The sequence below is a fragment of the Variovorax sp. VNK109 genome (genome assembly GCF_049445855.1).
Taxonomy (GTDB): Bacteria; Pseudomonadota; Gammaproteobacteria; order Burkholderiales; family Burkholderiaceae_C; genus JAGOCV01.
The window spans coordinates 97,437-119,981 of sequence record NZ_JBMSDV010000007.1 but is presented as its reverse complement, the minus strand read 5'-3'; the positions used below and the strand labels follow the sequence as shown (position 1 = coordinate 119,981).

Below are 22,545 nucleotides of genomic sequence, written 5' to 3'. Positions count from 1 at the left end.
GAAAGCCGCTCAGCCCAGGCCGCGGACCACGTCCATGGCCTGCTCGATCCGCTCCACCGGGTGGATGGTCAGCCCCTCGATCTCGCGGCTGCCCTTCTTCGGCGCGTTGGCCTTGGGCACGACGGCCACGGAAAAGCCCAGCTTGGCAGCCTCGCGCAGCCGCTCCTGCCCGCGCGGTGCCGGACGCACCTCGCCGGCCAGCCCCACTTCGCCGAAAGCGATGAAGCCCTTGGGCAAGGGCTTGCCGCGAAGGGAGGACGTGATCGACAGCATGACGGCCAGATCCGCCGCCGGCTCGCTGATGCGCACGCCACCCACTGCGTTGACGAACACGTCCTGATCCATGCAGGCCACGCCCGCATGGCGGTGCAGCACCGCAAGCAGCATGGCCAGGCGGTCACGCTCGATGCCCACCGACAGGCGGCGCGGGCTCGGCCCACCGCTGTCCACCAGCGCCTGCACTTCCACCAGCATCGGCCGCGTGCCTTCGAGCGTCACCATCACGCAACTCCCGGGAACCGGTTCACTGTGCTGGCTCAGGAAGATCGCGCTCGGATTGGAGACACCTTTCAACCCCTTTTCGGTCATCGCGAAAACGCCGATCTCGTTCACCGCACCGAAGCGGTTCTTGATGGCGCGCACAAGCCGGAAGCTCGAATGCGTGTCGCCTTCGAAGTACAGCACCGTGTCCACCATGTGCTCCAGCACGCGCGGCCCGGCCAGCGCGCCCTCTTTCGTGACATGGCCCACGAGAACGATGCACACACCGCTGGCCTTGGCCACGCGCGTGAGGTGCGCCGCGCACTCGCGCACCTGCGCCACCGAGCCGGGTGCCGAAGTCAGCTGGTCGGAATACAGCGTCTGGATGGAGTCGATGACCGCCACGGCGGGCTTTTCCACTTCCAGCGTGCCGATGATCTTCTGCAGCTGGATCTCGGCCATCACGCGCACTTCGCTGTGGTCGAGTCCGAGCCGTCGCGAGCGCAGCGCGACCTGCGCGCCGCTCTCTTCACCCGTCACATACAGCGTCGGCATGCCGGTGCGCTGCAGCCCGTCGAGCGCCTGCAGCAGCAGCGTGGACTTGCCGATGCCCGGGTCGCCGCCGATCAGCACTACACCGCCCTCGACCATGCCGCCACCGAGCACGCGGTCGAGCTCGTCGATGCCGGTGGGCGTGCGCGCCACGTCGACCGCTTCGATCTGCGAGAGCATCGTCACCTCGGCCGTGCCGGCGAGCGACGCGAACGAATCGCCGAAGCGGTTCTTGCCGGGTGCCGCCGCCCCCTCGGACGCCGTTTCGACCAGCGTATTCCACGCGCCGCAATGCGGACATTTGCCCAGCCACCGCGGATTGGTGCCGCCGCATTCGGAACAGGTATAGAAGGATTTTTCTTTTGCCACGGATAACTTGTTCAGCGCAGGCTCCGGAGCAACTGCCCCAGCGTCACTGCTTCCGGCGCGAGACGATGCGCCGCATAACCCAGCCCCGCCGCGATGACCACGGCCAGCAGGCCGAGCCACCATGTACGCGCAGCCACGGCCGACGGAGAGTCATCGAGCGGACGGGGCCGCAGCACACGCCGCATGACCGCCGCGCCGATGACGAATTCGAGGATCAGCTCGGCCAGGAAGCCGGCGAGCATTTCGCTGACGAGCCACGGCAGCATCACCACGAGGAGGATCAGCGCCACAACGATGAGCGGCGCGACCACGATCAGCAGCGGCGGGAACAGTTCGGCCAGCGAACCGAGGTTCACCGCGTCGGCCAGCCATTCCATGCGCCGCTTCTTCGTGCGGTCTTCCTCGTCGTAGTCTTCTTCATCGGCCCGATCCGCGCGCGCGGGCGCCTGTCCGGTCTGCGCCGCATCCTGCTGCCAGCGCACGTAGAAGTAACAGCCGCCGATGAAGCCGAGGCCGTACATCACGAGCATCGCGAGCGGCCAGCGCCACATCGGCGACTCGACACCCAGCCGCAGCAACGCCCAGCTGGCCAGCCAGCCAACGGCAAACACCCAGGCCGCCAGCAGCCAGCCGTGCCAACGCACGACGCTGCGATGCATGGGGGCGATCTTTCCGAGCGACATGCCGGCAACTATACCGGGCCGAGCATGCGGGACAGGGTTATCACCTAGCCCTGCACGCCCGACGGGATTTGCAATTTAATTTAATATGTTAAATAATTTCCTGCGAGGCCGGTAGCGGCCTCTTTCCGTCTTTTCCACGACCCGATGGCCACGCCCTTTTCGCATCGAAACCTTCCTCGCCTGCTGCTGCAGGCGCGCGAAACCGTCATGACGCAGACGCGCCCCAGCCTGCGCGAGCACGGCCTGTCGGACCAGCAGTGGCGCGTGCTGCGCGTGCTTGGCGAGCACGGCGTGGTGGAGACGGGCCGCGTGGCGCGGGAGGCCTTCATCCTCGGCCCCAGCCTGACCGGCGTGCTCGCACGCATGGAGCGCGACGGCCTGATCCGCCGCGAGCGCGACGAGGCCGACCAGCGTCGCACCGTGGTGCAGGCCACACCCAAGGGCCGCAAGCTCGTGGAAAAACTCTCGAAGACCGTCGAGGCGCACTACGCCTGGATGGAACAGTCACTCGGCGCCCAGAAGCTCGCACAGCTGTATGTGCTGCTGGACGCCGTCATCGCATTGGAGCCACCCGAAGAATGACCACCACCGCAGTTCCCGCAGCCGGCGCCTACCTTCCGCAAGGAACGGTGTACGGCACGCTGCTCAATTTCAGGAGCGAGTTCGACGCCTGGGCGCCGAAGATGAACGAGGCCCCCTACAAGGCACCACCGAACGCGCCCATCCTCTACGTGAAGCCCGTCAACACCTGGAGCACCAGCGGCGCCGCCATTCCGGTACCCGCGAGCGCGCCGCAGGTGGAAGTGGGCGCAACCATCGCCATGGTCATCGGTGACAAGCCGAACACCGTGGCCGGCTACGTGCTGATGAACGACGTGTCGCTGCCGCACGCGAGCTTCTTCCGCCCGCCGGTGAAGTTCAAGTGCCTCGACGGTTTCCTCGGTATCGGCAACGAAGTGGTCGACGCCGCGAAGGCCGGCGACCCGTCCGCGTTCACGCTCGACGTGCGGGTCAACGGCGAAGTCCGCCAGTCCAGCCGGTTCTCCGGCCTCGTGCGCAACGCACAGCAGTTGCTGGCCGACGTCAGCAGCTTCATGACGCTGCAGCCCGGCGACGTGCTCATGCTCGGCTGCGACATCACCGCCGATGGCGCCCGCCCGCTCGTGAAGGTGGGTGATCGCGTCGAGATCCGCGCGCCCGGCTTCGCGCCGCTCGTCAACACATTCGTGGCGGAGGCCGCATGAAGCACGCACGCGTCATCCACCAGGGCCACACCTGTGAAGCCGTCGAGAAGGACAGGCAACTGCTGCTGACCTCCGGCCCGGCCAGGGGCCAGCTCGCTGCGTTCGACAGCGTCACCTGGCTGCCACCGCTCGCGCCCGTCACGAAGCCGCGCACCATCCTCGCGCTCGGCTTGAACTACGCCGACCACGCGAAAGAACTCGAGTTCAAGGCACCGGAAGAGCCGCTCGTCTTCATCAAGGGCGAGGCCTCGCTGATCGGCCACCGGCAGAAGACCATCCGCCCGGCCAACGTGAAGTTCATGCACTACGAGTGCGAGCTGGCCGTTGTCATCGGCCGCACTGCACGCAAGGTGAAGCAGGCCGACGCGTACGACTACGTTGGGGGCTACACCGTCGCCAACGACTACGCGATCCGCGACTACCTCGAGAACTGGTACCGCCCCAACCTGCGCGTGAAGAACCGCGACACCTGCACGCCGATCGGCCCCTGGTTCGTCGATGCGTCCGACGTGCCCGACCCGCACGCGCTCGCGTTGAGAACGCGCGTCAACGGGCAGGTCACGCAGTCGGGCAGCACACGCGACATGATCTTCCGCATCCCCTTCCTCATCGAGTTCTTCTCGAACTTCATGACGCTGCAACCCGGGGACCTCATCCTCACCGGCACGCCCGACGGCGTGGTGGACTGCAAGCACGGCGACGAGATCGTCACCGAAATCGAAGGCGTCGGTGCCCTCGTCAACACCATCCAGGAACAAGCATGAAAAAGATCGACCACCTCATCAACGGCAAGGCTGTCGCCGGAAGCGACTACTTCGAAACCGTCAACCCGGCCACGCAGGAGGTGCTGGCCGAAGTCGCCTCCGGCGGCGAGCAGGAAGTCAACGCCGCCGTCGCTGCTGCGAAGGAAGCCTTCCCCAAATGGGCGGGTATGCCTGCGCCGCAGCGCGCGAAGATCATCCGCAAGCTCGGCGATCTGATCGCCCAGCACGTGCCGGAAATCGCGCAGACCGAAACCAACGACTGCGGCCAGGTGATCGGCCAGACCGGCAAACAGCTCGTGCCGCGCGCCGCCGACAACTTCTACTACTTCGCCGAGATGTGCACACGCGTGGATGGCCACACCTACCCCACGGAGACGCACCTGAACTACACGCTGTTCCATCCGGTCGGCGTGTGTGCGCTCATCAGCCCGTGGAACGTGCCGTTCATGACCGCCACCTGGAAGGTCGCACCGTGCCTGGCCTTCGGCAACACCGCCGTGCTCAAGATGAGCGAGCTCTCACCCATGACGGCCGCCCGCCTGGGCGAGCTCGCACTCGAAGCCGGCATCCCGCCCGGCGTGCTCAACCTCGTGCACGGGTACGGCAAGGAGGCGGGTGAGCCGCTGGTGCAGCACCGCGACGTGCGCGCCATCTCGTTCACCGGATCCACGGCCACCGGCAACCGCATCGTGCAGTCTGCGGGACTCAAGAAGTTCAGCATGGAACTCGGCGGCAAGAGCCCGTTCATCGTGTTCGACGACGCGAACCTCGACCGCGCGCTCGACGCCGCGGTGTTCATGATCTTCTCCAACAACGGCGAGCGTTGCACGGCGGGCAGCCGCATCATCGTGCAGCAGTCGATCTACGCCGACTTCGTCGCGAAGTTCGTGGAACGCGCGAAGAAGATCGTCGTGGGCGACCCGCTCGACGAAAAGACCATCATCGGCCCGATGATCAGCCAGGGCCATCTCGCCAAGGTGCGCAGCTACATCGAACTCGGCCAGAAGGAAGGCGCCACCATGCTGTGCGGCGGCACTACTGTGGCCAACCTGCCCGATCGCGTGAAGAACGGCAACTACGTGCCGCCCACCGTGTTCGCCGACGTGGACAACCGCATGAAGATCGCGCAGGACGAAATCTTCGGCCCCGTGGCCTGCATGATCCCGTTCAAGGACGAGGCCGACGCGATCCGCATTGCCAACGACATCCAGTACGGCCTCTCCAGCTATGTGTGGTCCGAGAACATCGGTCGCGCACACCGCGTGGCAGCCGCCGTGGAAGCCGGCATGTGCTTCGTCAACAGCCAGAACGTGCGCGACCTGCGCCAGCCTTTCGGCGGCACCAAGGCCAGCGGCACCGGCCGCGAAGGCGGCACCTGGAGCTACGAAGTGTTCTGCGAGCCGAAGAACATCGCCGTGTCCATGGGTTCGCACCACATCCCGCACTGGGGCGTATAAGACATCCAGACACACCGGGAGCGGCATCATGAGCCTCTACAGCATGCAGAAATTCCTCTACCACCTCAACCGCGAACCGCAGGTGCTCGAGCGTTTCCGCAACGACAAGGAAGCGCTGCTGAAGGACTACGACCTCACCGACGAGGAACGCACGGCGATCCTCGAAGGCGACATCGGCAAGCTGTATGTGCTCGGCTGCAACGGCCAGCTGCTGATGCACTTCGCGCCGCTGCTGGGTGTGCCGTGGGCCGACTACATCGAGGCCATGCGCGAAGGCGTTCGCAAGTACGGCCCGGTGCGCGCCGGTGTGTACACCATGACCACCACCATGGACGAAAAGGTCGCGGGCGTCTGACGCCGGCGACAACTGGGAGACCGACATGAGTCTTGTATTCGCTGGCATCTGCAGCCATGCGCCGGGCATCACCGGCCGCGCGCATCTCGCCGACCCCGCCGTCAAGGACGAGTTCCACAAGCAGTTCCACCGCATGGGCGAGCAGCTGGAGGCCGCGAAGCCTGACGCCGTCATCGTGATTGCGGCCGAGCACTTCGCCAACTTCTTCATGAACAACATGCCTGCGTATGCGATGGGCATGGCCGACAGCTACGAAGGCCCGATCGAGGACCCGAAGTGGCTGGGCATCGAAAAGACGAAGATCCCCGGTGATGCCGCGCTGTCGCAGCGCATCATCCGCGAAGTGATGCAGACGGTGGACGTGGCTTTCGCCGAGGAATGGAAGTTCGATCACGGCATCATGGTGCCGCTCAACTTCCTCACGCCGAAGTACGACAAGAAAATCATCCCGGTGAACATCAACTGCCAGGGCCCGCCGCTCACGCCGCTGCACCGCGCCTGGGCGTTCGGCGAAGCGCTGCGCCGCGCCTGCGACAGCGTTCCCGAGCGCATCGCCATCATCGGCACTGGCGGCATCTCGCACTGGCCGGCCACGCCCGATTCGGGCAAGGTCAACGAAGCGTGGGACCGCGAGTTCATGGACAAGTGGTGCGCCAACGACAAGGACGCGCTGCTCTCGACCGAGCGCTACGGCGACGCGGCCACCTACCGCGAAGCCGGCCAGGGCGGCTTCGAGATCCGCACCTTCATCTCGGTCGCGGCGGCTGCTCGCGGCAAGGCCGAGGTGCTGCACTTCAAGCCGATCCCGATCTTCGCGGTGACCTGCACGGCCGCCGTGATGAACGTGGTCTGAACAGGAAATTTTCCATGCCCCACCTCGTGATCCTCTACACCGGCCAGCTCGACAGGGAGACCGACATGACAGCCCTGTGCCGCACACTCGCCGACACCATGCTCACGGTGAAGGACGAAGACGGCAAGCAGGTCTTCCCGACCGGCGGCACGCGCGTGCTGGCCTATCCTGCTGCGCACTACGCGATCGCCGACGGCGGCAAGGCCGGGCTTGCCGCCGGGACGCACGCGGCCGGCACGGGCGGCGCCGGCGACTATGCATTCGTGTACCTCAACGTGCGCATGGCCCGCGGCCGCACTGCCGCCACGCAGAAGCGCGCGGGCGACCTGCTGATCGCCGCCACGCGCGAGCACTTCGCGAAGCTGTTCGAGCAGCGCCGCATCGGCATCACGCTGCAGGTGGACGAAGGCCACGAAGTCTTCGACGCCAAGCACAGCAACCTCCACCCGCTTTTCAACAAGGCCTGACGCCATGTTCACCCCCGAACTCATCGCGCAACTCGCAAACGAACTCAACGAGAGCGAAAAGTCGCGCAGGCAGATCGAGCACTTCTCCAAGCGCTTTCCCGGGATGACCATCGAGGATGGTTACGCCATCTCGCGTGAGTGGGTGAAGATGAAGATCGCCGGGGGCCGCACGGTGCGTGGCCACAAGATCGGCCTGACCTCGCGCGCCATGCAGCAGTCCAGCCAGATCGACGAGCCCGACTACGGCACGCTGCTGGACGACATGTTCTTCGAGCCGGGCGACATCCCGTTCGACCATTTCATCGCGCCGCGCGTGGAAGTGGAAATGGCCTTCGTACTCAAACGCAAGCTGCAGGGCGACCGGATCAGCGTGGAGGACGTGCTCGACGCCACCGACTACGTGACGCCGGCCATCGAGATCATCGACTCGCGCATCGAGCAGTTCGACCGCCACACCAAGGTGCCGCGCAAGGTGTTCGACACCATCTCCGACAACGCGGCCAATGCGGGCATCGTGGTGGCTGGAAAGAAAGTCAAGCCGCGCGAGGTGAACCTGCCGTGGTGCGGCGCCATCCTCCGCCAGAACGGGGTGGTGGAAGAGACGGGCCTTGCCGCCGGCGTGCAGGGCAACCCCGCCATCGGCGTGGCCTGGCTCGCGATGAAGCTCGCCCCCTGGGGCGAGTACCTGGAAGCCGGCGAAGTCGTGCTGTCGGGTTCGTTCACCAAGCCGGCACCGGCGAAGCGCGGTGACCTGTTCAACGCTGACTACGGCCCGCTGGGCAGCTTCGATTTCCGTTTCGTCTGATACTGCCGGCAAGAGCAAGCGCACCCACGAGAAAGCACCACATGCAGACACCGCCGAACCGTTTCAAGCAGGCCATCGCCGCGAAGACACCGCAGATCGGTCTCTGGCTCAGCCTCGCCAGCGCCTATACCGCCGAGATCTGCGCGGGTGCGGGCTTCGATTGGGTGTTGATCGACGGCGAGCATTCGCCCAACGACGTGCCGTCCATCCTTGCGCAGCTGCAGGCCATCGCGCCCTACAGCGACACGCACGCGATCGCGCGCGTCCCGATGGGCCACGGCCATGTGGGCGAGATGCTGATCAAACAGTACCTCGATGTCGGCGTGCAGACCATCCTCGTGCCGATGGTGGACACCGTCGAGCAGGCCGAGACGCTGGTGCGTGCCATGCGCTACCCGCAGGCCGATGGCAAGGGCGGCATCCGTGGCATGGCCGGAGCCCGTGCATCGCGCTGGGGCCGCTACCCCAACTATGTGAAGGAAGCCAACGAGCGGGTCTGCCTGCTGGTGCAGGCCGAGACGCGTACCGCGCTCGACAACCTCGACGCGATTGCCGCCGTGGACGGCGTGGACGGTGTGTTCATCGGCCCGGCCGACCTGTCGGCCTCGATGGGCCATGTCGGCAACCCCGGCCACACCGAAGTGCAGGGTGCCATCGAAGATGCCATCCGCCGCATCCTGGCGGCGGGCAAGGCCCCGGGCATCCTCACGCCCGACGAGAAGCTGGCGCGCCGCTATCTCGAACTCGGTGCGCTGTATGTCGCCGTGGGGCTGGACACCTCGATCCTCGTGCGCGGCATCACCGAGCTCGCGGCGAAATTCAAGTCGAGCGCGGCCGCACCGGCCGTGACATCGACGACCAACAAGGTGTACTGAGCCGTCACGGGAAACAACGCCATGCCCGACGCCATGCCGGACACCCGCACGTTCGCCGACAGCCGCAGCGCCCCCGTGTGCGTGGTGACGGGTGCCGCCACCGGCATCGGCGCAGCGTGCGCGCGCGAGTTCGCGCGACGCGGCTGGAATGTGGTGATCTGCTGGTTCGGCGACACACAGGCCACTGAAGCGAATGCGGTGGCGAACGAATGCACAGGCGCAGGCGCCAGCGTGCTGCTGCAGCCACTCGATGTGCGCAGCGACGACAGCTGCAGGGAAGCCGCACGCGCCACGCTGCAACGCTTCTCGCGCATCGACGCGCTGGTGAACTGCGCGGGCACGACGCGGTTCATCCCGCACGCAGACCTCGACGCGCTGGACGCCGAAGAGTTTCACCGCACCTACGACGTGAACGTGGTCGGCATGCACCAGATGACGCGGGCCTGCGCCGATGCGCTGCACGCGAGCGCTGCCGACTCCGGCTCCAGCGCGGTCGTGAACATCTCTTCCATCGGCAGCGTGCTCGGGCGCGGTTCGTCGGTGGCGTATGCCGCCTCGAAGGGCGCGGTGAACACGATGACACTCGCCATGGCCCGCGCACTCGCGCCGCACATCCGCGTGAACGCCATCGCGCCGGGTTTCGTCGAAGGCGGTCTTCCGAGCCGCGTCCTGGGTGAAGCGGACCATGCGCGCGTGGTCGCCATGCAGACGGAAAGCTCCGTGCTCAAGCGCGTCTCGCAGCCCGAAGAGGTGGCCGCGCTGGCCTGGTTCGTCGCTGCGCGCATGCCCGGCATGACGGGCGAGGTGATCAAGATGGACAACGGCCTGCACCTCAATGCGGGCTGAAGAAAAAAACAAGGAAGAGACATGACCACGAAGAAATTCCGCTCCGCCACCATCTACGAAGGCACCATCCGCGCGACCACGCGCAGCTTCCTCTATGGGCTGGGGCTGGACGACGAGGACATCGAGCGCCCGCACGTCGGCGTGTTCCATACGGGCGGCGAGATGAGCCCCTGCAACATGAACCTGCGCGACCAGGCGCAGCATGCCAAGACCGGCATCTACGCGGCCGGCGGCATGCCGCACGAATGCCCGGTGGTGTCGGTGAGCGACGGCCTGACCATGGCGCATTCGGGCATGCGCTTCTCGCTCATCTCGCGCGAGCTCATCGCCGACAGCGTCGAGGCCTCGGTGCGCGGGCATCAATGGGACGGCATCTTCGCCATCGGCGCGTGCGACAAGAACCTGCCGGGCCTGATGATGGGCATGGTGCGCTGCAACGTGCCCAGCGTGTTCGTGCACGGCGGCTCCGCCCTGCCCGGCCAGACGCCCGGTCCCGACGGCCGCGACCTGAACGTCGTCGACACCTACGAGGCCATCGGCAAGGTGCTCGCGGGCGACGCGACGATGCAGGAACTCAGCGACGTGAGTCACGCCTGCCTGCCCACCGCCGGCGCGTGCGCAGGCCAGTTCACCGCCAACACCATGGGCATGGTGAGCGAGGCGCTCGGCCTCGCACCGATCGGCTCGAGCATGGTGCCCGCCGTCTTCAGCGAACGCGCGCCGCTGATGCGCCGCACCGCGAAGAAGCTGATGGACGCAGTGATGAAGAGCGTCGAAGGTGGCGGCCCGCTGCCGCGTGACATCGTGACGCGCAAGGCGCTGGAAAACGCCTGCGCGCTGGTTTCGGCTACAGGTGGCTCCACGAATGCAGCGCTGCACATCCCGGCGATCGCGCACGAGGCCGGCATCAGGTTCCACCTCGACGATGTGGCCGAAATCTTTGCGCGCACGCCGCTCATCGCCGATCTGCGCCCGGGGGGCAAGTACCTGGCGCGCGACGTGTATTACATCGGCGGTGCCGGCGTGATCCTGCGCGAGCTGATGAACCAGGGTTTCGTGCACGGCGACGTGCTCACCTTCACCGGCCGCACGCTGGCCGAGGAGCTGGCCGAGGCCAACGCGCCGGACGGCAAGGTGGTGCGCGACGTGGCGAACGCCCTCACGCCCGACGGGGGTCTGGCCGTGCTCAAGGGCAACCTCTGCCCCGACGGCGCGCTGCTCAAGACCGCCGGCCTCAAGACCCTCGCCCACACCGGCCCGGCCCGCGTGTTCGAGAACGAGGAAGAAGCCCAGACCGCCGTGCAGAACATGCGCTACGAACCGGGCGACGTGATCGTCATCCGCAACGAAGGGCCCAAGGGCAGCCCCGGCATGCGCGAAATGCTGGGCCTTACCGCCCTGCTCTACGGCCAGGGCATGGGCGACAAGGTCGCGCTGCTGACGGACGGGCGCTTCTCGGGCGCGACGCGTGGGCTATGCATCGGCTACGCCGGGCCCGAGGCGGCGGACGGTGGGCCGATCGCCATCCTGCGCAACGGCGACATCGTGCGAATCGATGCGCGGCCGGATGCAAGAAGCATTTCGGTCGACCTGACGGAAGAGGAAATCGCGAAACGGCTGGCAGAACTGAAGGCCGGACGTGGCGTAAACACGGGGGCGCCGCTGGGCGGGCTGCTGGAAAAATACGCGGCAACGGTCCGTCCGAGCCATCAGGGGGCCGTCACCCATTCGGGCGCGGTCACCTGGCTGCGCGACGAATCCTGATCCACACAGATATTTCCAGGAGACAAGCCATGAACGTATCCCGTCGCCAGATCATCCAGTCCGCAGGCGCTTCGGCGCTGCTCGCGGGCATCGGCCAGGCCGCCTGGGCGCAGGCACAAGTCGAAACGCTGAAGATCATCACCGGCTTCACCGCCGGCGGCACGTCCGACACCATCTGCCGCCGCGTGGCCGAGCGCGTGGTGCCCGGCTATGCCAAGGCCGCGTTCGTGGAGAACCGCACCGGTGCGGGTGGCCAGATCGCCGTGCAGTTCGTGAAGTCCGCGCCGCCGGACGGCAACACCATGCTGCAGACGCCGATGTCCATGCTCGGCATCTATCCGCACATCTACAAGAAGCTTCCCTACGACCCGGTGGCCGACCTGTCGCCCGTGTCGCTCGGCTGCACGTTCGACTTCGGCTTCGGCGTCGGCCCGGCCGTGCCGGCCTCGGTCAAGTCGATCCCCGAGTTCCTCGACTGGTGCCGCGCCAACCCGGGCCAGGCGAGCTACGGTTCACCCGCGGCCGGCTCCACGCCACACTTCATCGGCGACCTGATCGGCAAGCACGGCAAGGTGGACCTGAAGCACGTGCCGTACCGTGGCACGCAGCCCGCCATCCTCGACATGATCGGCGGCCAGATTCCTGCGGTGAGCGGCCCGATCGGCGAATTCACGCAGCATGTGCAGGCCGGCAAGTGCCGCCTGCTCGCCGCGTCCGGTGCCAAACGCAGCCAGTTCGCGCCCAACACGCCCACGCTGGTCGAGCAGGGCCTGAAGGACTTCGTCTATGACGAATGGTTCGGTTTCTACGTGCCCGCGAAAACGCCGACCGACGTCGTCACGCGCCTCAATGCCGCCGTGCGCGCCGCGCTCGCCGCGCCAGAGACGGTCAATGGCCTCGCAGCCATGGGCCTCGAAGCGAAATCGTCCACCCCCGCCGAACTCGCGGCCCGCCTCAAGGCGGACACCGATCGCTGGGGTCCCCTCGTGAAAATGATCGGCTTCACCGCCGAGAGCTAGCCAACCGGAGTTGCCATGAACGCTGTCCTCAAGCCCGCCACCTCACCCCGCTCGGCCGCCCCGGCCGGCATGCATCCGGACGAATGGTCCGCGCGCCTCGACCTGGCCGCGTGCTACCGCGTCTTCGCGATGCTGGGGTGGACCGAGATGATCTACAACCACATCACGGTGCGGCTGCCGGACAGTGTTTCGGGCAACGAGAAGCAGTTCCTCATCAATCCTTTCGGCCTGCATTACTCCGAAGTGACCGCCAGCAACCTGGTGAAGATCGACCTGCAGGGCAAGGTGCTGGACGGCTCGCCCTACCCGGTGAACCCGGCCGGTTTCACGGTGCACGCAGCCATCCATGACGGATTGCCCGGCGCGCACTGCGTGATGCACACGCACACGACCGCCGGCGTCGCCGTGGCCTGCGTGCAGGGCGGTTTGCAGCAGACCAACTTCTACACCGCGCAGCTGCACGGCATGCTGGCGTACCACGACTTCGAAGGCATCACCATCCATGCCGAGGAAGGGCCGCGCCTGCTCAGGAGCATCGGTAACTGCAACGCCGTCATCCTGCGCAACCACGGCCTGCTGGCTTGGGGCAAGACGCTGTCGCAGACGTTTGCCGTGCTGTGGACGCTGCAGCGCGCCTGCGAAATCCAGCTGGCCACGCTGTCGATGGGTGCGCCCATCCCGATCCCTGAAGACATCGCACAGAAGTGCACGCGCGATTCGCTCCAGTTCAACCCCAACCACGGCGCAGGCCGTGACGTGTTCGACGCCCTCGTTCGCCAGGTCGACCGCATCGACGCCAGCTACAAGCAGTAAATCAACGCAAAGCAGTCCAGAGAATGAAAGTCTGTATCTACGGCGCCGGTGCGATCGGCGGATGGGTCGGTGTGCGGCTCGCGCAGGTGGGTTGCGACGTGAGCGTGGTCGCACGGGGTGCGACGCTCGAAGCGATCCGCAAGGACGGGCTGCGGCTCGAGCAGAACGGTGAAGTGCTCACAGCGCAGGTGAAGGCCTCTGAAAACCCCGCCGACCTCGGTGTGCAGGACCTTGTCATCGTCGCGGTGAAAGCGCCGGCGCTCGCCTCCGTCGCCAAGGCCATCGGCCCGTTGCTCGGCCCGGACACCATGGTGCTCACCGCGATGAACGGCGTGTCGTGGTGGTTCTTCGAAGGTTTCGGCGGCCAGTACGCGGGCACGCGGCTGAAGGCGGTCGACCCCGAAGGCGCGATTGCCGCGGCCATTCCCGCGAAGCACATCATCGGCGGCGTGGTGCATGCGAGCTGCGCGCTCCACGGACCGGGCTTCGTGCGGCATCACTTCGGCAACCGCATCATCATCGGCGAGCCTTCCGGGCAGAAGACGGAACGGGTGCAAGCGCTCGCCGCGCTCATCGGGAAATCCGGCATCGAGTCACCGGTGTCCGAACAGATCCAGAAAGACGCCTGGTACAAGCTCTGGGGCAACATGACGGTGAACCCGGTGAGCGCGATCACCGGCGCGACCACCGACCTCATCCTGGCCGATCCGCAGGTACGCGGCTTCATCTCGAACGTCATGCTGGAGGCGCGCGAGATCGGCGCGCGCATCGGCATCCCGATCGACCAGGACCCCGAAGACCGGCACGCGGTGACCATGAAGCTCGGCGCGTTCAAGACCTCGATGCTGCAGGACGTGGAAGCCGGCCGCCCGGTCGAGCTCGACGCACTGGTGGGCGTCGTGAAGGAACTCGGCGAGATCACGAAGACGCCGACGCCGTTCACCGATGCGCTGATGGGCCTGGCGCGTTTGCATGCGCGTGTGCGCGGGCTGTACTGAGCGCGGGCGGGCGTCAGCATCGCGCAGCCTCGGTTAACCTCACCGGATGTCAAGCAACACCAACGCCCGCGCCCTGAGCGGGGCCGCCTTCGCCACCCTCATGCTCATCGCATTGATGATGGGCGCGAACCATGTGGCGGCCCGCATCGCCTTCAACCATGGTGCGGACGTTTCGACGGCGGTGGTGTTCCGCAGCATCGTCACGGCGCTCGTGGTGTCGGCGCTGATCTTCATCCAGCGCGTACCGCTGTCATTCAAGCCGGCGCACCGGAAATTCCTGCCGCTGATCGGTCTGCTCATCGGTGTGCAGAGCCTGTGTCTCTACTCCGCCGTGGCGCGGCTGCCGGTGGCGCTCGCGCTGCTGGCCTTCAATACCTATCCGCTGTGGACCGCGCTGTGGGATCGGCTTTTCTACGGTCGCAAGCCCGAACGCGCCGTGCTCATCGCAATGCCCGTCATCCTGATCGGGCTCGCGCTCGCGCTCGACGTGTTCGGTGCGGCGTCGGGACTGGGCGCCGCCGGGCAGTGGGGCCAGATCGGCACGGGCGTCGCGTTCGCGCTCGCCGCGGCCGGCACCTTCGGCCTGGCGCTCGTGGTGACGCAGCATGAAGCGGCAGACGTGGATGGCCGCGTGCGCACCGCCACGACGATGATCATCGCGGGCCTGGTGGCGCTTGCCAACGTGGGCTTCAAGGGAGGCTTCCACCTGCCGCAGGCGGCGGCCGGCTGGTGGGGCCTGGCAGCGCTCACCTTTCTCTACGGCACCGCCTTCACCATCATGTTCACCGTGCTGCCCAAGCTCGGCGTGGCGGGCAACTCGGCCATCATGAACGTGGAGCCCGTGTTCGCGCTCGTGCTGGCCTGGCTCATCCTCGGGCAGGCGATCGCGCCCGTGCAGGTGGCGGGCGCGCTGGTCGTCGTGGCCGCCGTCATACGGCTGGGGCTGCGCAAGCGCTGAAGACCAGGAAGCCGGAATCCATGCAGCACGCACATCCGGCCGCGCCAGACAATGCCCGGCTGCGATTTGCGATTGCGATCCTTGTGGTCTCGGAGCTGTTCGGGACTTCGCTCTGGTTCAGCACCAACGGCGTTGCGGCGGAATTGCGTGCCGCACTCGATCTCTCGCCGGCCGGCATCGGCTGGCTGACCAATGCGACGCAATCCGGCTTCATTGCGGGCACCCTGCTGGTGGCGCTCACAGGTCTGGCGGACCGCTTCGCGGCAAGTCGCGTCTTCTTCGTGTCGTGCCTGCTGGGTGCAGGCGCCAACGCCGTGTTCGCCTTGAACACGCAATCGCTCGCGTTCGCCGTCGCCTTGCGTTTCCTCGTCGGCGTTTCGCTCGCGGGCATCTACCCGCTGGGCATGAAGCTGGTGGTGAGCTGGACGCCGGGTCGGGCCTCGACGACGCTGTCGCTGCTGGTGGCGATGCTGGCCATCGGCACCGCACTGCCGCACGGCGTGCGTGGCGTCGCCGGCGCGCTGCCCTGGCAAGGCGTCGTGCTGTCCTCGTCGCTGCTGGCGCTGGTCGCGGGCGCGACCGTGCTCTGGCTGGGGGACGGGCCGCATCTGCCGTCAGTCGGCCGACAACCCGTGCGGCTGGGTGTGGCGCTGCAGGCGTTCCGCGTCCCGGCTTTCCGTGCCGCGGCATTCGGCTACTTCGGGCACATGTGGGAGCTCTACGCGTTCTGGGCACTGCTGCCCTTTCTCATCGTCGGCACCCTGCCCGCCGCGGCTGCATCGCCGTCGATCGTTTCGCTGCTGAGCTTCACGGTGATCGCCATCGGCGGTGCCGGCTGCATCGCAGGTGCAGCCCTGGCGCGTCGCTCCGGCAGCCAGCGCGTGGCGGCCGTGTCGCTCGCCGTGTCCGGGCTGTGCTGCCTGCTGTTTCCGCCAGCCGCGCTCGCGGGTCCCATGGCCGTGCTCGCATTGCTGCTGTTGTGGGGTGCGACGGTAGTCACCGACTCGCCGCAGTTTTCCGCATTGAGTGCTGCCGCCTGCCCGCCGCATGCGGTAGGGAGCGCGCTGGCACTGCAGAATGCCATCGGCTTCCTGATCTCGATGGTGTCGATCGCGCTGGCGTCTGCCTTACTCGACCGATGGGGAACGCAGGTGACGTGGCTGCTGCTGCCCGGCCCGATCCTCGGCGTCATCGCCATCCTGCGATGGCGCGGGTGAAAGGGGTCAGGCGTCCACCGCGAACGGCACGCGCGGCGCGACTGCGCACATGAGTTCGTAGCCCACGGTGCCGCCGGCACGCGCCACTTCATCGATCGACAGCAACGTGTCCCCGTGCAGACCGTCGGCCTTCGCGGCGCGTCCCCACAGCGTGACCGGCGTGCCGATGCCGGCCTGCGGCACGGGTGTGAGGTCCACGGTCAGCATGTCCATGCTCACGCGGCCGACCATGCGGGTGCGCACGCCGTCCACCAGCACCGGCGTGCCGGTGGCGCAGTGGCGCGGGTAGCCGTCGGCGTAGCCGCAGGCGACGACGCCGATGCGCATGGGCACGTCTGCAGTGAAGCTCGAACCGTAGCCCACGGTGTCGCCCGGCTGCAGCATCTGGGTGCCGATGATGCGCGACGAGAGCGTCATTGCCGGCTGCAGCTTCCATTCGTCGGCGGTGTGCTCGGGCGCATCGGGCGCGCTGCCGTAGATCGCGATGCCGGGACGCACCCAGTCGGCGCGCACACCCGCCGCTTCGGCATGGCGCAGCACGGCGCCGCTGTTGGCCAGCGAGCGTTCACCCGGCAGGTCCTCGGTGGTCTGGCTGAACACCGCCATCTGATGCGCGATGCCCCGCGGGCCGTCCGAATCGCTGAAGTGGGTGATGAGCGAAATCTCGTCCACCTGCGGCAGCGCGTTCAGGCGCGTCCATGCCGCGCGGTAGCGCTGCGGTGCGAAGCCCAGGCGGTTCATGCCCGAATTCATCTTGAGGAAGACACGGTGCGGCTGGTGCGTCTTGTGGGCGGCGAGCATGTCGATCTGCTCGTCGCAGTGCACCGTGTGCCAGAGGTTCAGGCGCGAACACAGCTCCAGGTCACGCGGCTCGAACACGCCTTCCAGCAGCAGGATGGGGCCGCGCCAGTCCAGTGCGCGCACGCGCTCGGCCTCGGCCAGGTCCAGCAGCGCGAAACCATCCGCACCGCGCAGGCCCGCGAACGCGCGCTCGATGCCGTGTCCGTAGGCGTTGGCCTTGACGATGGCCCAGACGTTCGCATCGGCGGCGTTCTGTCGCACGCGCGAGAGGTTGTGGCGCAGGGCTTCGGTGTGGACAGTGGCAAGGATCGGACGGGGCATGGGAAAGTTGCGAAGCCCCGGGCGAAATGCGGGGCCTTTGGGGATTTTGGCACTGTGGGCCATGCTATAACCCCTGATCGTTCGGAGACACCACCACTTGATACTGCCATTAGCCTGACTGATGGCTTCCCCGATGAAGCGCGGTTTCTACACCATCATGTCAGCGCAGTTCTTCTCGTCGCTGGCAGACAACGCATTGTTCGTCGCCGCGGTCGAACTGTTGCGCACCAGTGGTGCCGCCGAATGGCAGCGCGCGGCACTCGTGCCGATGTTCGCGCTCTTCTACGTCGTGCTCGCCCCCTTCGTGGGCGCGTTCGCCGACTCGCGGCCCAAGGGCCAGGTCATGTTCGTCAGCAACTTCATCAAGGTGGCGGGCTGCCTGATGATGCTGTTCGGCAGCCATCCACTGCTCGCCTATGCCATCGTCGGTCTCGGCGCCGCCGCGTACTCGCCGGCCAAGTACGGCATCCTCACCGAGCTGCTGCCGCCGTCGCAGCTGGTCAAGGCCAACGGCTGGATCGAGGGGCTGACCATCGCCTCCATCATCCTGGGCGTGTTGCTGGGCGGCCAGCTGGTCGGCCATCACGTGTCCACTGCACTGCTCTCGGTGGACCTGCCCTACATCGACACCGGCATCGACACGGCGGCAGAAGCGGCCATTGCCATCCTGATCGTCGTCTACGCGCTGGCCGCCTGGTTCAACACGCGCATCCCGCACACCGGCGTCGAGATGCGCCCCATGCCGCGAAACCGCCTCGAGCTGCTGCCCGACTTCTGGAGCTGCAACGCCCGCCTGTGGCGCGACCGGCTCGGCCAGATCTCGCTGGCCACCACCACGCTGTTCTGGGGCGTGTCGGGCAATCTTCGCTACATCGTGCTGGCCTGGAGCGCGGCAGCACTGGGCTACAGCACCACGCAGGCCTCGTCGCTTGTGGGCGTGGTCGCGATCGGCACGGCCGTCGGTGCAGTGGTCGCGTCGGTACGCATGAAGCTGGACATGGCCACGCGCGTCATCCCGCTGGGCATCGGCATGGGCCTGCTGGTCATCCTGATGAACTTCATCAACAACGTGTGGGTGGCTGCGCCGTTCCTCATCCTGCTGGGCGCGCTGGGCGGCTTCCTCGTGGTGCCGATGAACGCGTTGCTGCAGCACCGCGGCCACAACCTCATGGGCGCGGGCCGCTCGATTGCCGTGCAGAACTTCAACGAGCAGGCCTGCATCCTGGGTCTGGGCGCGTTCTACAGCCTCTCGACGGGCATGGGCCTGTCGGCCTTCGGCGCCATCACGGCCTTCGGCATCGTGGTGGCCGGCTTCATGTGGATCATCCAGCGCTGGCACGCCAGCAACTGCGTGAAGCACCGCGACGAGGTCGAGCACCTGCTCGAGATAGCGCGCAGCGACAAACATCACGGTTGAAGGAGCCCGCCATGGCCAGTGTCTACGACTTCGAAGCCCAGCAGATCAACGGGAGCCTCACCCCGCTGTCCACCTACAGAGGCAAGGTGCTGCTGATCGTCAACACCGCGAGCAAGTGCGGCTTCACGCCGCAGTTCGCCGGGCTGGAGGAACTGCACAAGAAGTACGCGGACAGCGGCCTGCAGGTGCTCGGCTTTCCCTGCAACCAGTTCGGCAGCCAGGACCCGGGCAGCAATGGCGAGATCGCCGAGTTCTGCTCGCTCAACTACGGCGTGAGCTTCCCGATGATGGAGAAGATCGACGTCAACGGCCCGAACGCGTCGCCGCTCTACAAGTGGCTGGTCAGCGAAGCGCCGGGCATCCTGGGCACCAAGGCCATCAAGTGGAACTTCACCAAGTTCCTCGTCGGCAAGGACGGGCAGGTCATCGAGCGCTACGCGCCGACGGACAAGCCGCAGGATCTGCAGAAAGACATCGAGAAGGCGCTGGCTGCGCAGCCGGCCTGATCGCTTTCAACCCGAACAGCGGACGCAGCCAGCGCACGCGGCGCACCAGGCCGTCGGTGACCAGCCAGCAGCCGCCCAGCGCGCACACCAGTACCGCCAGCGGCTCGATCCATGGGCCCAGGTGCAGCGGCATCAGCCACACCAGCGCGACGATGATCAGCGTCTGGTGCAGCATGTACCACGGATAGACGGACTCACCGGCCCAGCGCAGCCAGGGCCACGGCCGGTTCAGCCAGCAGTGCGCGGCACCGAGCACGGCGACGATGACGAACCACAGATACGCATTCGCGACCAGCCGGGCCAGCATCCGCACGGCAGGCCGGAAATCCGCCAGATCCGCAGACAGCACCGCCCAGCGCAAGCCGCCATACACGACGAACGCCAGCACGGCCAGAAGCAGTGCGCGCCTGGCAATTCGCGTGAGCTCCGCCCAGAGCCCCTTGTCCAGCCCGATCCACACACCATAGCCGAACAGCGTGAAATACACCGCGTGCAGCCACAGGTCGTGCACGAGGTCGTGCGACTGCGGGAAGTACGGCCAGAGCGTCAGTGAATAAAGCATGAGTGGCAGCATCGGCAACACCAGCAACCGCGTGCCGCGCAGTTGCCGGAATGCCCCGGCCAGCCGCGCGACCGGTCCGGACTGGAGCAGGGGAAGCGCCAGGCACCACACGGCGGTGTAGGCCCACAGGTAGGGCAGATACCAGAGGTGGTTCCAGGTCACGCCGATGTCCCAGCCGTCGAACGCGCCGCGCGGCCACCGGCCACCCGTGAAGTAGCGCGCAAGGAAGGCGCTGAATCCGGGTTCGATCAGCCCGTTCGCCACACCTTGTGCATACGGTTGATAGGGCACGACCACCGCCATGCCGAAGGCCAGCGGCAGCAGGAGCCGCCAGCTGCGCTGGCCCAGCAACCGGAAGCGGCCCCGCGCTTTGTCCGCGACGGGAGGCGCGCCTTCTTTCATGCGTTGTTGCAGCAGGATGCTGAACGCCAGCCCCGACACGAGGAACACGAGGTCCATGCGCCAGATGTTGAGCGCCTGCATCGGCCATTGCAGCCACGTGGCGGCATGTTCGCTCTTGAGGTGCCAGTGCCAGCCCGCCACGTAGGCCATGCCCACGTGATAGAGAATGACCAGGGCGAAGGCCAGTGCGCGCAGGGCGTCGATGTCATGGCGTCGTTGCATGGACGGTGCTCCGTTGGAAAACCGCGATGCTCGCGCCGGCAGGCCCGCCGTGGCGGCGGATTGGGACGGCCCGTTCCCGATTTGTGACGAGTGGCGGCCCCGCCGGGACGAAATCCCATCGACCGGCCCTAGACTCGTCGCATGTTGCAACCCCCGCCGCCCCCTGAACAGATCTGGTTCGAGCGCTATCAGCCGGTGCGGCGGCAGGCCGAGGTGGCGTTCTGGGTGTTCGTGCTCGTGCTGCAGGCCGTGGCGAACACCGTGGTCGTCTCGCTCGATCTGGCGCGGGTGGGTCGCCCGCTCCCCTGGTGGCAACCGGCGCTGTGGGAGGTGTCGAGCAATCTCGCCATCGGCCTGCTGCTGCCAGCCGTGGTGGCGTTCGAGCGCCGCCATCCGCTGCGCTGGGGCACCTTGCGCAGCGCCTTGCCCCGCCACTTTGCGGCCAGCGTGATGTTCTGCGCCTTCCATGTGCTGCTCATGTTCGGCATGCGGCAGGCCGCGTATGCACTGGTGGGCGAGACGTACATCCTCGGCGCGATGCCGCAGGTACTCTTCTACGAGTACCTGAAGGATGTGCGCACTTATGTGCTCATCCTCGCCGCGCTGGTCTCCTACCGTCTGGTAATGCTGCGTCTGCAGGGCGAGGCACGTGTGCTGGACGCCGCACCCGAACCTGCTGGCGAAGCGCCCGCCGGGATCCCGTCACCGACGGCAGGGCCGGCAGAGCCGGCGCGTCCCGAGCGCTTTCTCGTGCGGCAACTGCGCAAGGAGTTCCTCATCGCCGCCGCCGACATCGAATGGCTGCAGGCGCAGGGCAACTACGTGGCGCTGAACGTGAACGGCCACGTCTACCTGTTGCGCTCCACACTGGCCGATTTCATGGAAAAACTCGATCCGGCGAAGTTCGCGCGCATTCATCGCAGCCACGCCGTGCACCTGGACCGCGTGGCCGAGATCGAGCCGCTGGAGGGCGGCGATGCGCGCATCCGCATGAAGAGCGGCGCACTGGTGCCGTGCAGCCGGCGTTACCGCGGCGCGCTGGATCCATCCGCGCCACCGCGGAACGTTCAGCCCGCCCCGTCCGATTCGCGATAGCGCCTCTCTTCTTCGCGCAGCAGGTCGGCCAGCGTGCGGCCGGGTTCGTCGCGGAAGGTGTCGGGCAGCGTGCGCACATAGCGGATCCGGTCCACGCGGAAGCTGCGGAACGCCTCACGGTGTTCGCACCAGGCCGCGAGCGTCCACACCTTGCCCCAGTAGAAGCAGCCCAGCGGCCGCACGGTGCGCTGCGTCTGCTGCTCGCTCACGTCTTCGTAGGTCATGTAGAGCTTGCGACGTGCCTGGGCGGCTTCGCGCAAGGTCTGCAGCGCCCGCTGCGTCGCCTCGGGCAGGCCGGTGTAGGGCGCATAGATCACCAGGCTTTCGGCAGCCGCGCGCGCATCCAGCGGCAGCACCGACATGATCTTGCCCAGCCCCGCCTGCGCCTGCAGCGCCAGCGCCGGGTCCAGCCAGGCCTGCGCCAGCCGCACGGCAGCCGCCAGCGCCTTGGCTTCTTCCTGCGTGAACATCAGCGGCGGCAGGTCGAAGCCGGGGCCGAGGCGGTAGCCAACGCCCGCCTCGCCTTCGATGGGCACGCCCTGGCGCTGCAGATCGGACACATCGCGGTAGATGGTGCGCTCGGACACCTCGAGCCGTTCGGCAAGGAACGCCGCCGTGGTCAGGCGCCGGCCGCGGATGAGCTGGATGACGTGGAACAGGCGATCGGATCGGCGCATGCGGATCATCGTAGCGGCCCCTT

Annotated in this window: 24 protein-coding genes; 19 read left to right on the top strand and 5 right to left on the bottom strand. The window is 66.9% G+C overall.

Annotated elements, in window-relative coordinates:
* Positions 1-9 precede the first annotated feature (9 nt).
* The gene (gene radA, locus ACO2Q9_RS19920) at positions 10-1,401 is read right to left on the bottom strand and encodes a DNA repair protein RadA (protein ID WP_423313999.1); all 1,392 of its coding nucleotides are present in this window, start codon (positions 1,399-1,401) and stop codon (positions 10-12) included.
* Between the two features lie 11 nt (positions 1,402-1,412).
* Positions 1,413-2,084 (bottom strand): hypothetical protein, encoded by a 672-nt coding sequence (locus tag ACO2Q9_RS19915; protein WP_423313997.1) that lies wholly within the window; start codon positions 2,082-2,084, stop codon positions 1,413-1,415.
* A gap of 144 nt (positions 2,085-2,228) precedes the next feature.
* Here ACO2Q9_RS19915 and hpaR point away from each other — a divergent pair, with 144 nt between their 5' ends.
* The 16 genes from hpaR to ACO2Q9_RS19835 are packed head-to-tail and all read left to right on the top strand — an operon-like array spanning position 2,229 to position 16,519.
* Positions 2,229-2,666: a homoprotocatechuate degradation operon regulator HpaR gene (hpaR, locus tag ACO2Q9_RS19910; protein ID WP_423313995.1), complete on the top strand. Its 438-nt coding sequence runs from the start codon at positions 2,229-2,231 to the stop codon at positions 2,664-2,666.
* A complete protein-coding gene (locus ACO2Q9_RS19905; protein WP_423313993.1) occupies positions 2,663-3,328 on the top strand; it encodes a fumarylacetoacetate hydrolase family protein in 666 nt (221 codons plus the stop codon). The genes hpaR and ACO2Q9_RS19905 overlap by 4 nt, the downstream gene beginning before the upstream one ends.
* Positions 3,325-4,092 (top strand): fumarylacetoacetate hydrolase family protein, encoded by a 768-nt coding sequence (locus ACO2Q9_RS19900; protein WP_423313991.1) that lies wholly within the window; start codon positions 3,325-3,327, stop codon positions 4,090-4,092. The genes ACO2Q9_RS19905 and ACO2Q9_RS19900 overlap by 4 nt, the downstream gene beginning before the upstream one ends.
* Positions 4,089-5,549, top strand: a complete 1,461-nt coding sequence (gene hpaE / locus ACO2Q9_RS19895) for a 5-carboxymethyl-2-hydroxymuconate semialdehyde dehydrogenase (protein ID WP_423313989.1) — start codon at positions 4,089-4,091, stop codon at positions 5,547-5,549. Before ACO2Q9_RS19900 ends, hpaE begins: the two co-directional genes overlap by 4 nt.
* Positions 5,550-5,577: 28 nt before the next feature.
* On the top strand, positions 5,578-5,904 hold the full coding sequence (locus tag ACO2Q9_RS19890; protein ID WP_423313987.1) for an aromatic ring-opening dioxygenase subunit LigA: 327 nt from the start codon (positions 5,578-5,580) through the stop codon (positions 5,902-5,904).
* Between the two features lie 25 nt (positions 5,905-5,929).
* The gene (locus ACO2Q9_RS19885) at positions 5,930-6,757 is read left to right on the top strand and encodes an extradiol ring-cleavage dioxygenase (protein ID WP_423313985.1); all 828 of its coding nucleotides are present in this window, start codon (positions 5,930-5,932) and stop codon (positions 6,755-6,757) included.
* A gap of 14 nt (positions 6,758-6,771) precedes the next feature.
* Complete coding sequence (locus ACO2Q9_RS19880; protein ID WP_423313983.1) at positions 6,772-7,224, top strand: 5-carboxymethyl-2-hydroxymuconate isomerase; 453 nt, start codon at positions 6,772-6,774, stop codon at positions 7,222-7,224.
* A 4-nt stretch (positions 7,225-7,228) separates the two neighbouring features.
* Complete coding sequence (gene hpaH, locus ACO2Q9_RS19875) at positions 7,229-8,029, top strand: 2-oxo-hept-4-ene-1,7-dioate hydratase (RefSeq protein ID WP_423313981.1); 801 nt, start codon at positions 7,229-7,231, stop codon at positions 8,027-8,029.
* A gap of 41 nt (positions 8,030-8,070) precedes the next feature.
* On the top strand, positions 8,071-8,904 hold the full coding sequence (locus ACO2Q9_RS19870; RefSeq protein ID WP_423313979.1) for an aldolase/citrate lyase family protein: 834 nt from the start codon (positions 8,071-8,073) through the stop codon (positions 8,902-8,904).
* A 21-nt stretch (positions 8,905-8,925) separates the two neighbouring features.
* Positions 8,926-9,750, top strand: coding sequence for an SDR family NAD(P)-dependent oxidoreductase (locus ACO2Q9_RS19865; RefSeq protein ID WP_423313977.1), 825 nt, complete (start codon positions 8,926-8,928; stop codon positions 9,748-9,750).
* Positions 9,751-9,771: 21 nt separating this feature from the next.
* On the top strand, positions 9,772-11,514 hold the full coding sequence (gene ilvD, locus ACO2Q9_RS19860; protein WP_423313975.1) for a dihydroxy-acid dehydratase: 1,743 nt from the start codon (positions 9,772-9,774) through the stop codon (positions 11,512-11,514).
* Between the two features lie 29 nt (positions 11,515-11,543).
* Positions 11,544-12,533, top strand: a complete 990-nt coding sequence (locus tag ACO2Q9_RS19855) for a Bug family tripartite tricarboxylate transporter substrate binding protein (RefSeq protein WP_423313973.1) — start codon at positions 11,544-11,546, stop codon at positions 12,531-12,533.
* A gap of 15 nt (positions 12,534-12,548) precedes the next feature.
* The gene (locus ACO2Q9_RS19850) at positions 12,549-13,346 is read left to right on the top strand and encodes a class II aldolase/adducin family protein (RefSeq protein WP_423313970.1); all 798 of its coding nucleotides are present in this window, start codon (positions 12,549-12,551) and stop codon (positions 13,344-13,346) included.
* Positions 13,347-13,369: 23 nt separating this feature from the next.
* A complete protein-coding gene (locus ACO2Q9_RS19845) occupies positions 13,370-14,344 on the top strand; it encodes a 2-dehydropantoate 2-reductase (protein ID WP_423313968.1) in 975 nt (324 codons plus the stop codon).
* A 46-nt stretch (positions 14,345-14,390) separates the two neighbouring features.
* Positions 14,391-15,302 carry a DMT family transporter gene (locus tag ACO2Q9_RS19840; RefSeq protein WP_423313966.1) on the top strand — a complete coding sequence of 304 codons (912 nt, stop codon included), beginning with the start codon at positions 14,391-14,393 and terminating at the stop codon, positions 15,300-15,302.
* A gap of 20 nt (positions 15,303-15,322) precedes the next feature.
* On the top strand, positions 15,323-16,519 hold the full coding sequence (locus ACO2Q9_RS19835) for an MFS transporter (protein WP_423313964.1): 1,197 nt from the start codon (positions 15,323-15,325) through the stop codon (positions 16,517-16,519).
* 6 nt (positions 16,520-16,525) lie between these two features.
* On the opposite strand, the gene alr is transcribed toward ACO2Q9_RS19835, so the two are convergent.
* Positions 16,526-17,641: an alanine racemase gene (alr, locus tag ACO2Q9_RS19830; RefSeq protein WP_423313963.1), complete on the bottom strand. Its 1,116-nt coding sequence runs from the start codon at positions 17,639-17,641 to the stop codon at positions 16,526-16,528.
* Between the two features lie 133 nt (positions 17,642-17,774).
* Between alr and lplT the strand changes: the two genes are divergently transcribed.
* Together lplT and ACO2Q9_RS19820 are read left to right on the top strand one after the other, a co-directional pair.
* Positions 17,775-19,058, top strand: a complete 1,284-nt coding sequence (lplT, locus tag ACO2Q9_RS19825) for a lysophospholipid transporter LplT (RefSeq protein WP_423314118.1) — start codon at positions 17,775-17,777, stop codon at positions 19,056-19,058.
* 11 nt (positions 19,059-19,069) lie between these two features.
* On the top strand, positions 19,070-19,564 hold the full coding sequence (locus tag ACO2Q9_RS19820; RefSeq protein WP_423313961.1) for a glutathione peroxidase: 495 nt from the start codon (positions 19,070-19,072) through the stop codon (positions 19,562-19,564).
* On the opposite strand, the gene ACO2Q9_RS19815 is transcribed toward ACO2Q9_RS19820, so the two are convergent.
* On the bottom strand, positions 19,482-20,750 hold the full coding sequence (locus ACO2Q9_RS19815) for an acyltransferase family protein (RefSeq protein ID WP_423313959.1): 1,269 nt from the start codon (positions 20,748-20,750) through the stop codon (positions 19,482-19,484). The genes ACO2Q9_RS19820 and ACO2Q9_RS19815 overlap by 83 nt on opposite strands.
* A 141-nt stretch (positions 20,751-20,891) precedes the next feature.
* Here ACO2Q9_RS19815 and ACO2Q9_RS19810 point away from each other — a divergent pair, with 141 nt between their 5' ends.
* The gene (locus ACO2Q9_RS19810; RefSeq protein ID WP_423313957.1) at positions 20,892-21,845 is read left to right on the top strand and encodes a LytTR family DNA-binding domain-containing protein; all 954 of its coding nucleotides are present in this window, start codon (positions 20,892-20,894) and stop codon (positions 21,843-21,845) included.
* Here the strand turns inward: ACO2Q9_RS19810 and ACO2Q9_RS19805 are convergent.
* Positions 21,818-22,522 (bottom strand): helix-turn-helix transcriptional regulator, encoded by a 705-nt coding sequence (locus ACO2Q9_RS19805; RefSeq protein WP_423313955.1) that lies wholly within the window; start codon positions 22,520-22,522, stop codon positions 21,818-21,820. The genes ACO2Q9_RS19810 and ACO2Q9_RS19805 overlap by 28 nt on opposite strands.
* Positions 22,523-22,545: the final 23 nt, after the last annotated feature.

Bases quoted from the DNA above. Each gene is read 5' to 3' on its own strand.
- ACO2Q9_RS19915 (WP_423313997.1), bottom strand. From the start codon at position 2,084: ATGTCGCTCGGAAAGATCGCCCCCATGCATCGCAGCGTCGTGCGTTGG.
- hpaE (WP_423313989.1), top strand. From the start codon at position 4,089: ATGAAAAAGATCGACCACCTCATCAACGGCAAGGCTGTCGCCGGAAGC.
- ACO2Q9_RS19865 (WP_423313977.1), top strand. From the start codon at position 8,926: ATGCCCGACGCCATGCCGGACACCCGCACGTTCGCCGACAGCCGCAGC.
- alr (WP_423313963.1), bottom strand. From the start codon at position 17,641: ATGCCCCGTCCGATCCTTGCCACTGTCCACACCGAAGCCCTGCGCCAC.
- ilvD (WP_423313975.1), top strand. From the start codon at position 9,772: ATGACCACGAAGAAATTCCGCTCCGCCACCATCTACGAAGGCACCATC.
- ACO2Q9_RS19815 (WP_423313959.1), bottom strand. From the start codon at position 20,750: ATGCAACGACGCCATGACATCGACGCCCTGCGCGCACTGGCCTTCGCC.
- ACO2Q9_RS19810 (WP_423313957.1), top strand. From the start codon at position 20,892: ATGTTGCAACCCCCGCCGCCCCCTGAACAGATCTGGTTCGAGCGCTAT.
- ACO2Q9_RS19820 (WP_423313961.1), top strand. From the start codon at position 19,070: ATGGCCAGTGTCTACGACTTCGAAGCCCAGCAGATCAACGGGAGCCTC.
- ACO2Q9_RS19870 (WP_423313979.1), top strand. From the start codon at position 8,071: ATGCAGACACCGCCGAACCGTTTCAAGCAGGCCATCGCCGCGAAGACA.
- hpaH (WP_423313981.1), top strand. From the start codon at position 7,229: ATGTTCACCCCCGAACTCATCGCGCAACTCGCAAACGAACTCAACGAG.
- ACO2Q9_RS19805 (WP_423313955.1), bottom strand. From the start codon at position 22,522: ATGCGCCGATCCGATCGCCTGTTCCACGTCATCCAGCTCATCCGCGGC.
- hpaR (WP_423313995.1), top strand. From the start codon at position 2,229: ATGGCCACGCCCTTTTCGCATCGAAACCTTCCTCGCCTGCTGCTGCAG.
- ACO2Q9_RS19855 (WP_423313973.1), top strand. From the start codon at position 11,544: ATGAACGTATCCCGTCGCCAGATCATCCAGTCCGCAGGCGCTTCGGCG.
- ACO2Q9_RS19880 (WP_423313983.1), top strand. From the start codon at position 6,772: ATGCCCCACCTCGTGATCCTCTACACCGGCCAGCTCGACAGGGAGACC.
- lplT (WP_423314118.1), top strand. From the start codon at position 17,775: ATGAAGCGCGGTTTCTACACCATCATGTCAGCGCAGTTCTTCTCGTCG.
- ACO2Q9_RS19900 (WP_423313991.1), top strand. From the start codon at position 3,325: ATGAAGCACGCACGCGTCATCCACCAGGGCCACACCTGTGAAGCCGTC.
- ACO2Q9_RS19890 (WP_423313987.1), top strand. From the start codon at position 5,578: ATGAGCCTCTACAGCATGCAGAAATTCCTCTACCACCTCAACCGCGAA.
- ACO2Q9_RS19845 (WP_423313968.1), top strand. From the start codon at position 13,370: ATGAAAGTCTGTATCTACGGCGCCGGTGCGATCGGCGGATGGGTCGGT.
- ACO2Q9_RS19850 (WP_423313970.1), top strand. From the start codon at position 12,549: ATGAACGCTGTCCTCAAGCCCGCCACCTCACCCCGCTCGGCCGCCCCG.
- ACO2Q9_RS19885 (WP_423313985.1), top strand. From the start codon at position 5,930: ATGAGTCTTGTATTCGCTGGCATCTGCAGCCATGCGCCGGGCATCACC.
- ACO2Q9_RS19905 (WP_423313993.1), top strand. From the start codon at position 2,663: ATGACCACCACCGCAGTTCCCGCAGCCGGCGCCTACCTTCCGCAAGGA.
- ACO2Q9_RS19835 (WP_423313964.1), top strand. From the start codon at position 15,323: ATGCAGCACGCACATCCGGCCGCGCCAGACAATGCCCGGCTGCGATTT.
- ACO2Q9_RS19840 (WP_423313966.1), top strand. From the start codon at position 14,391: ATGTCAAGCAACACCAACGCCCGCGCCCTGAGCGGGGCCGCCTTCGCC.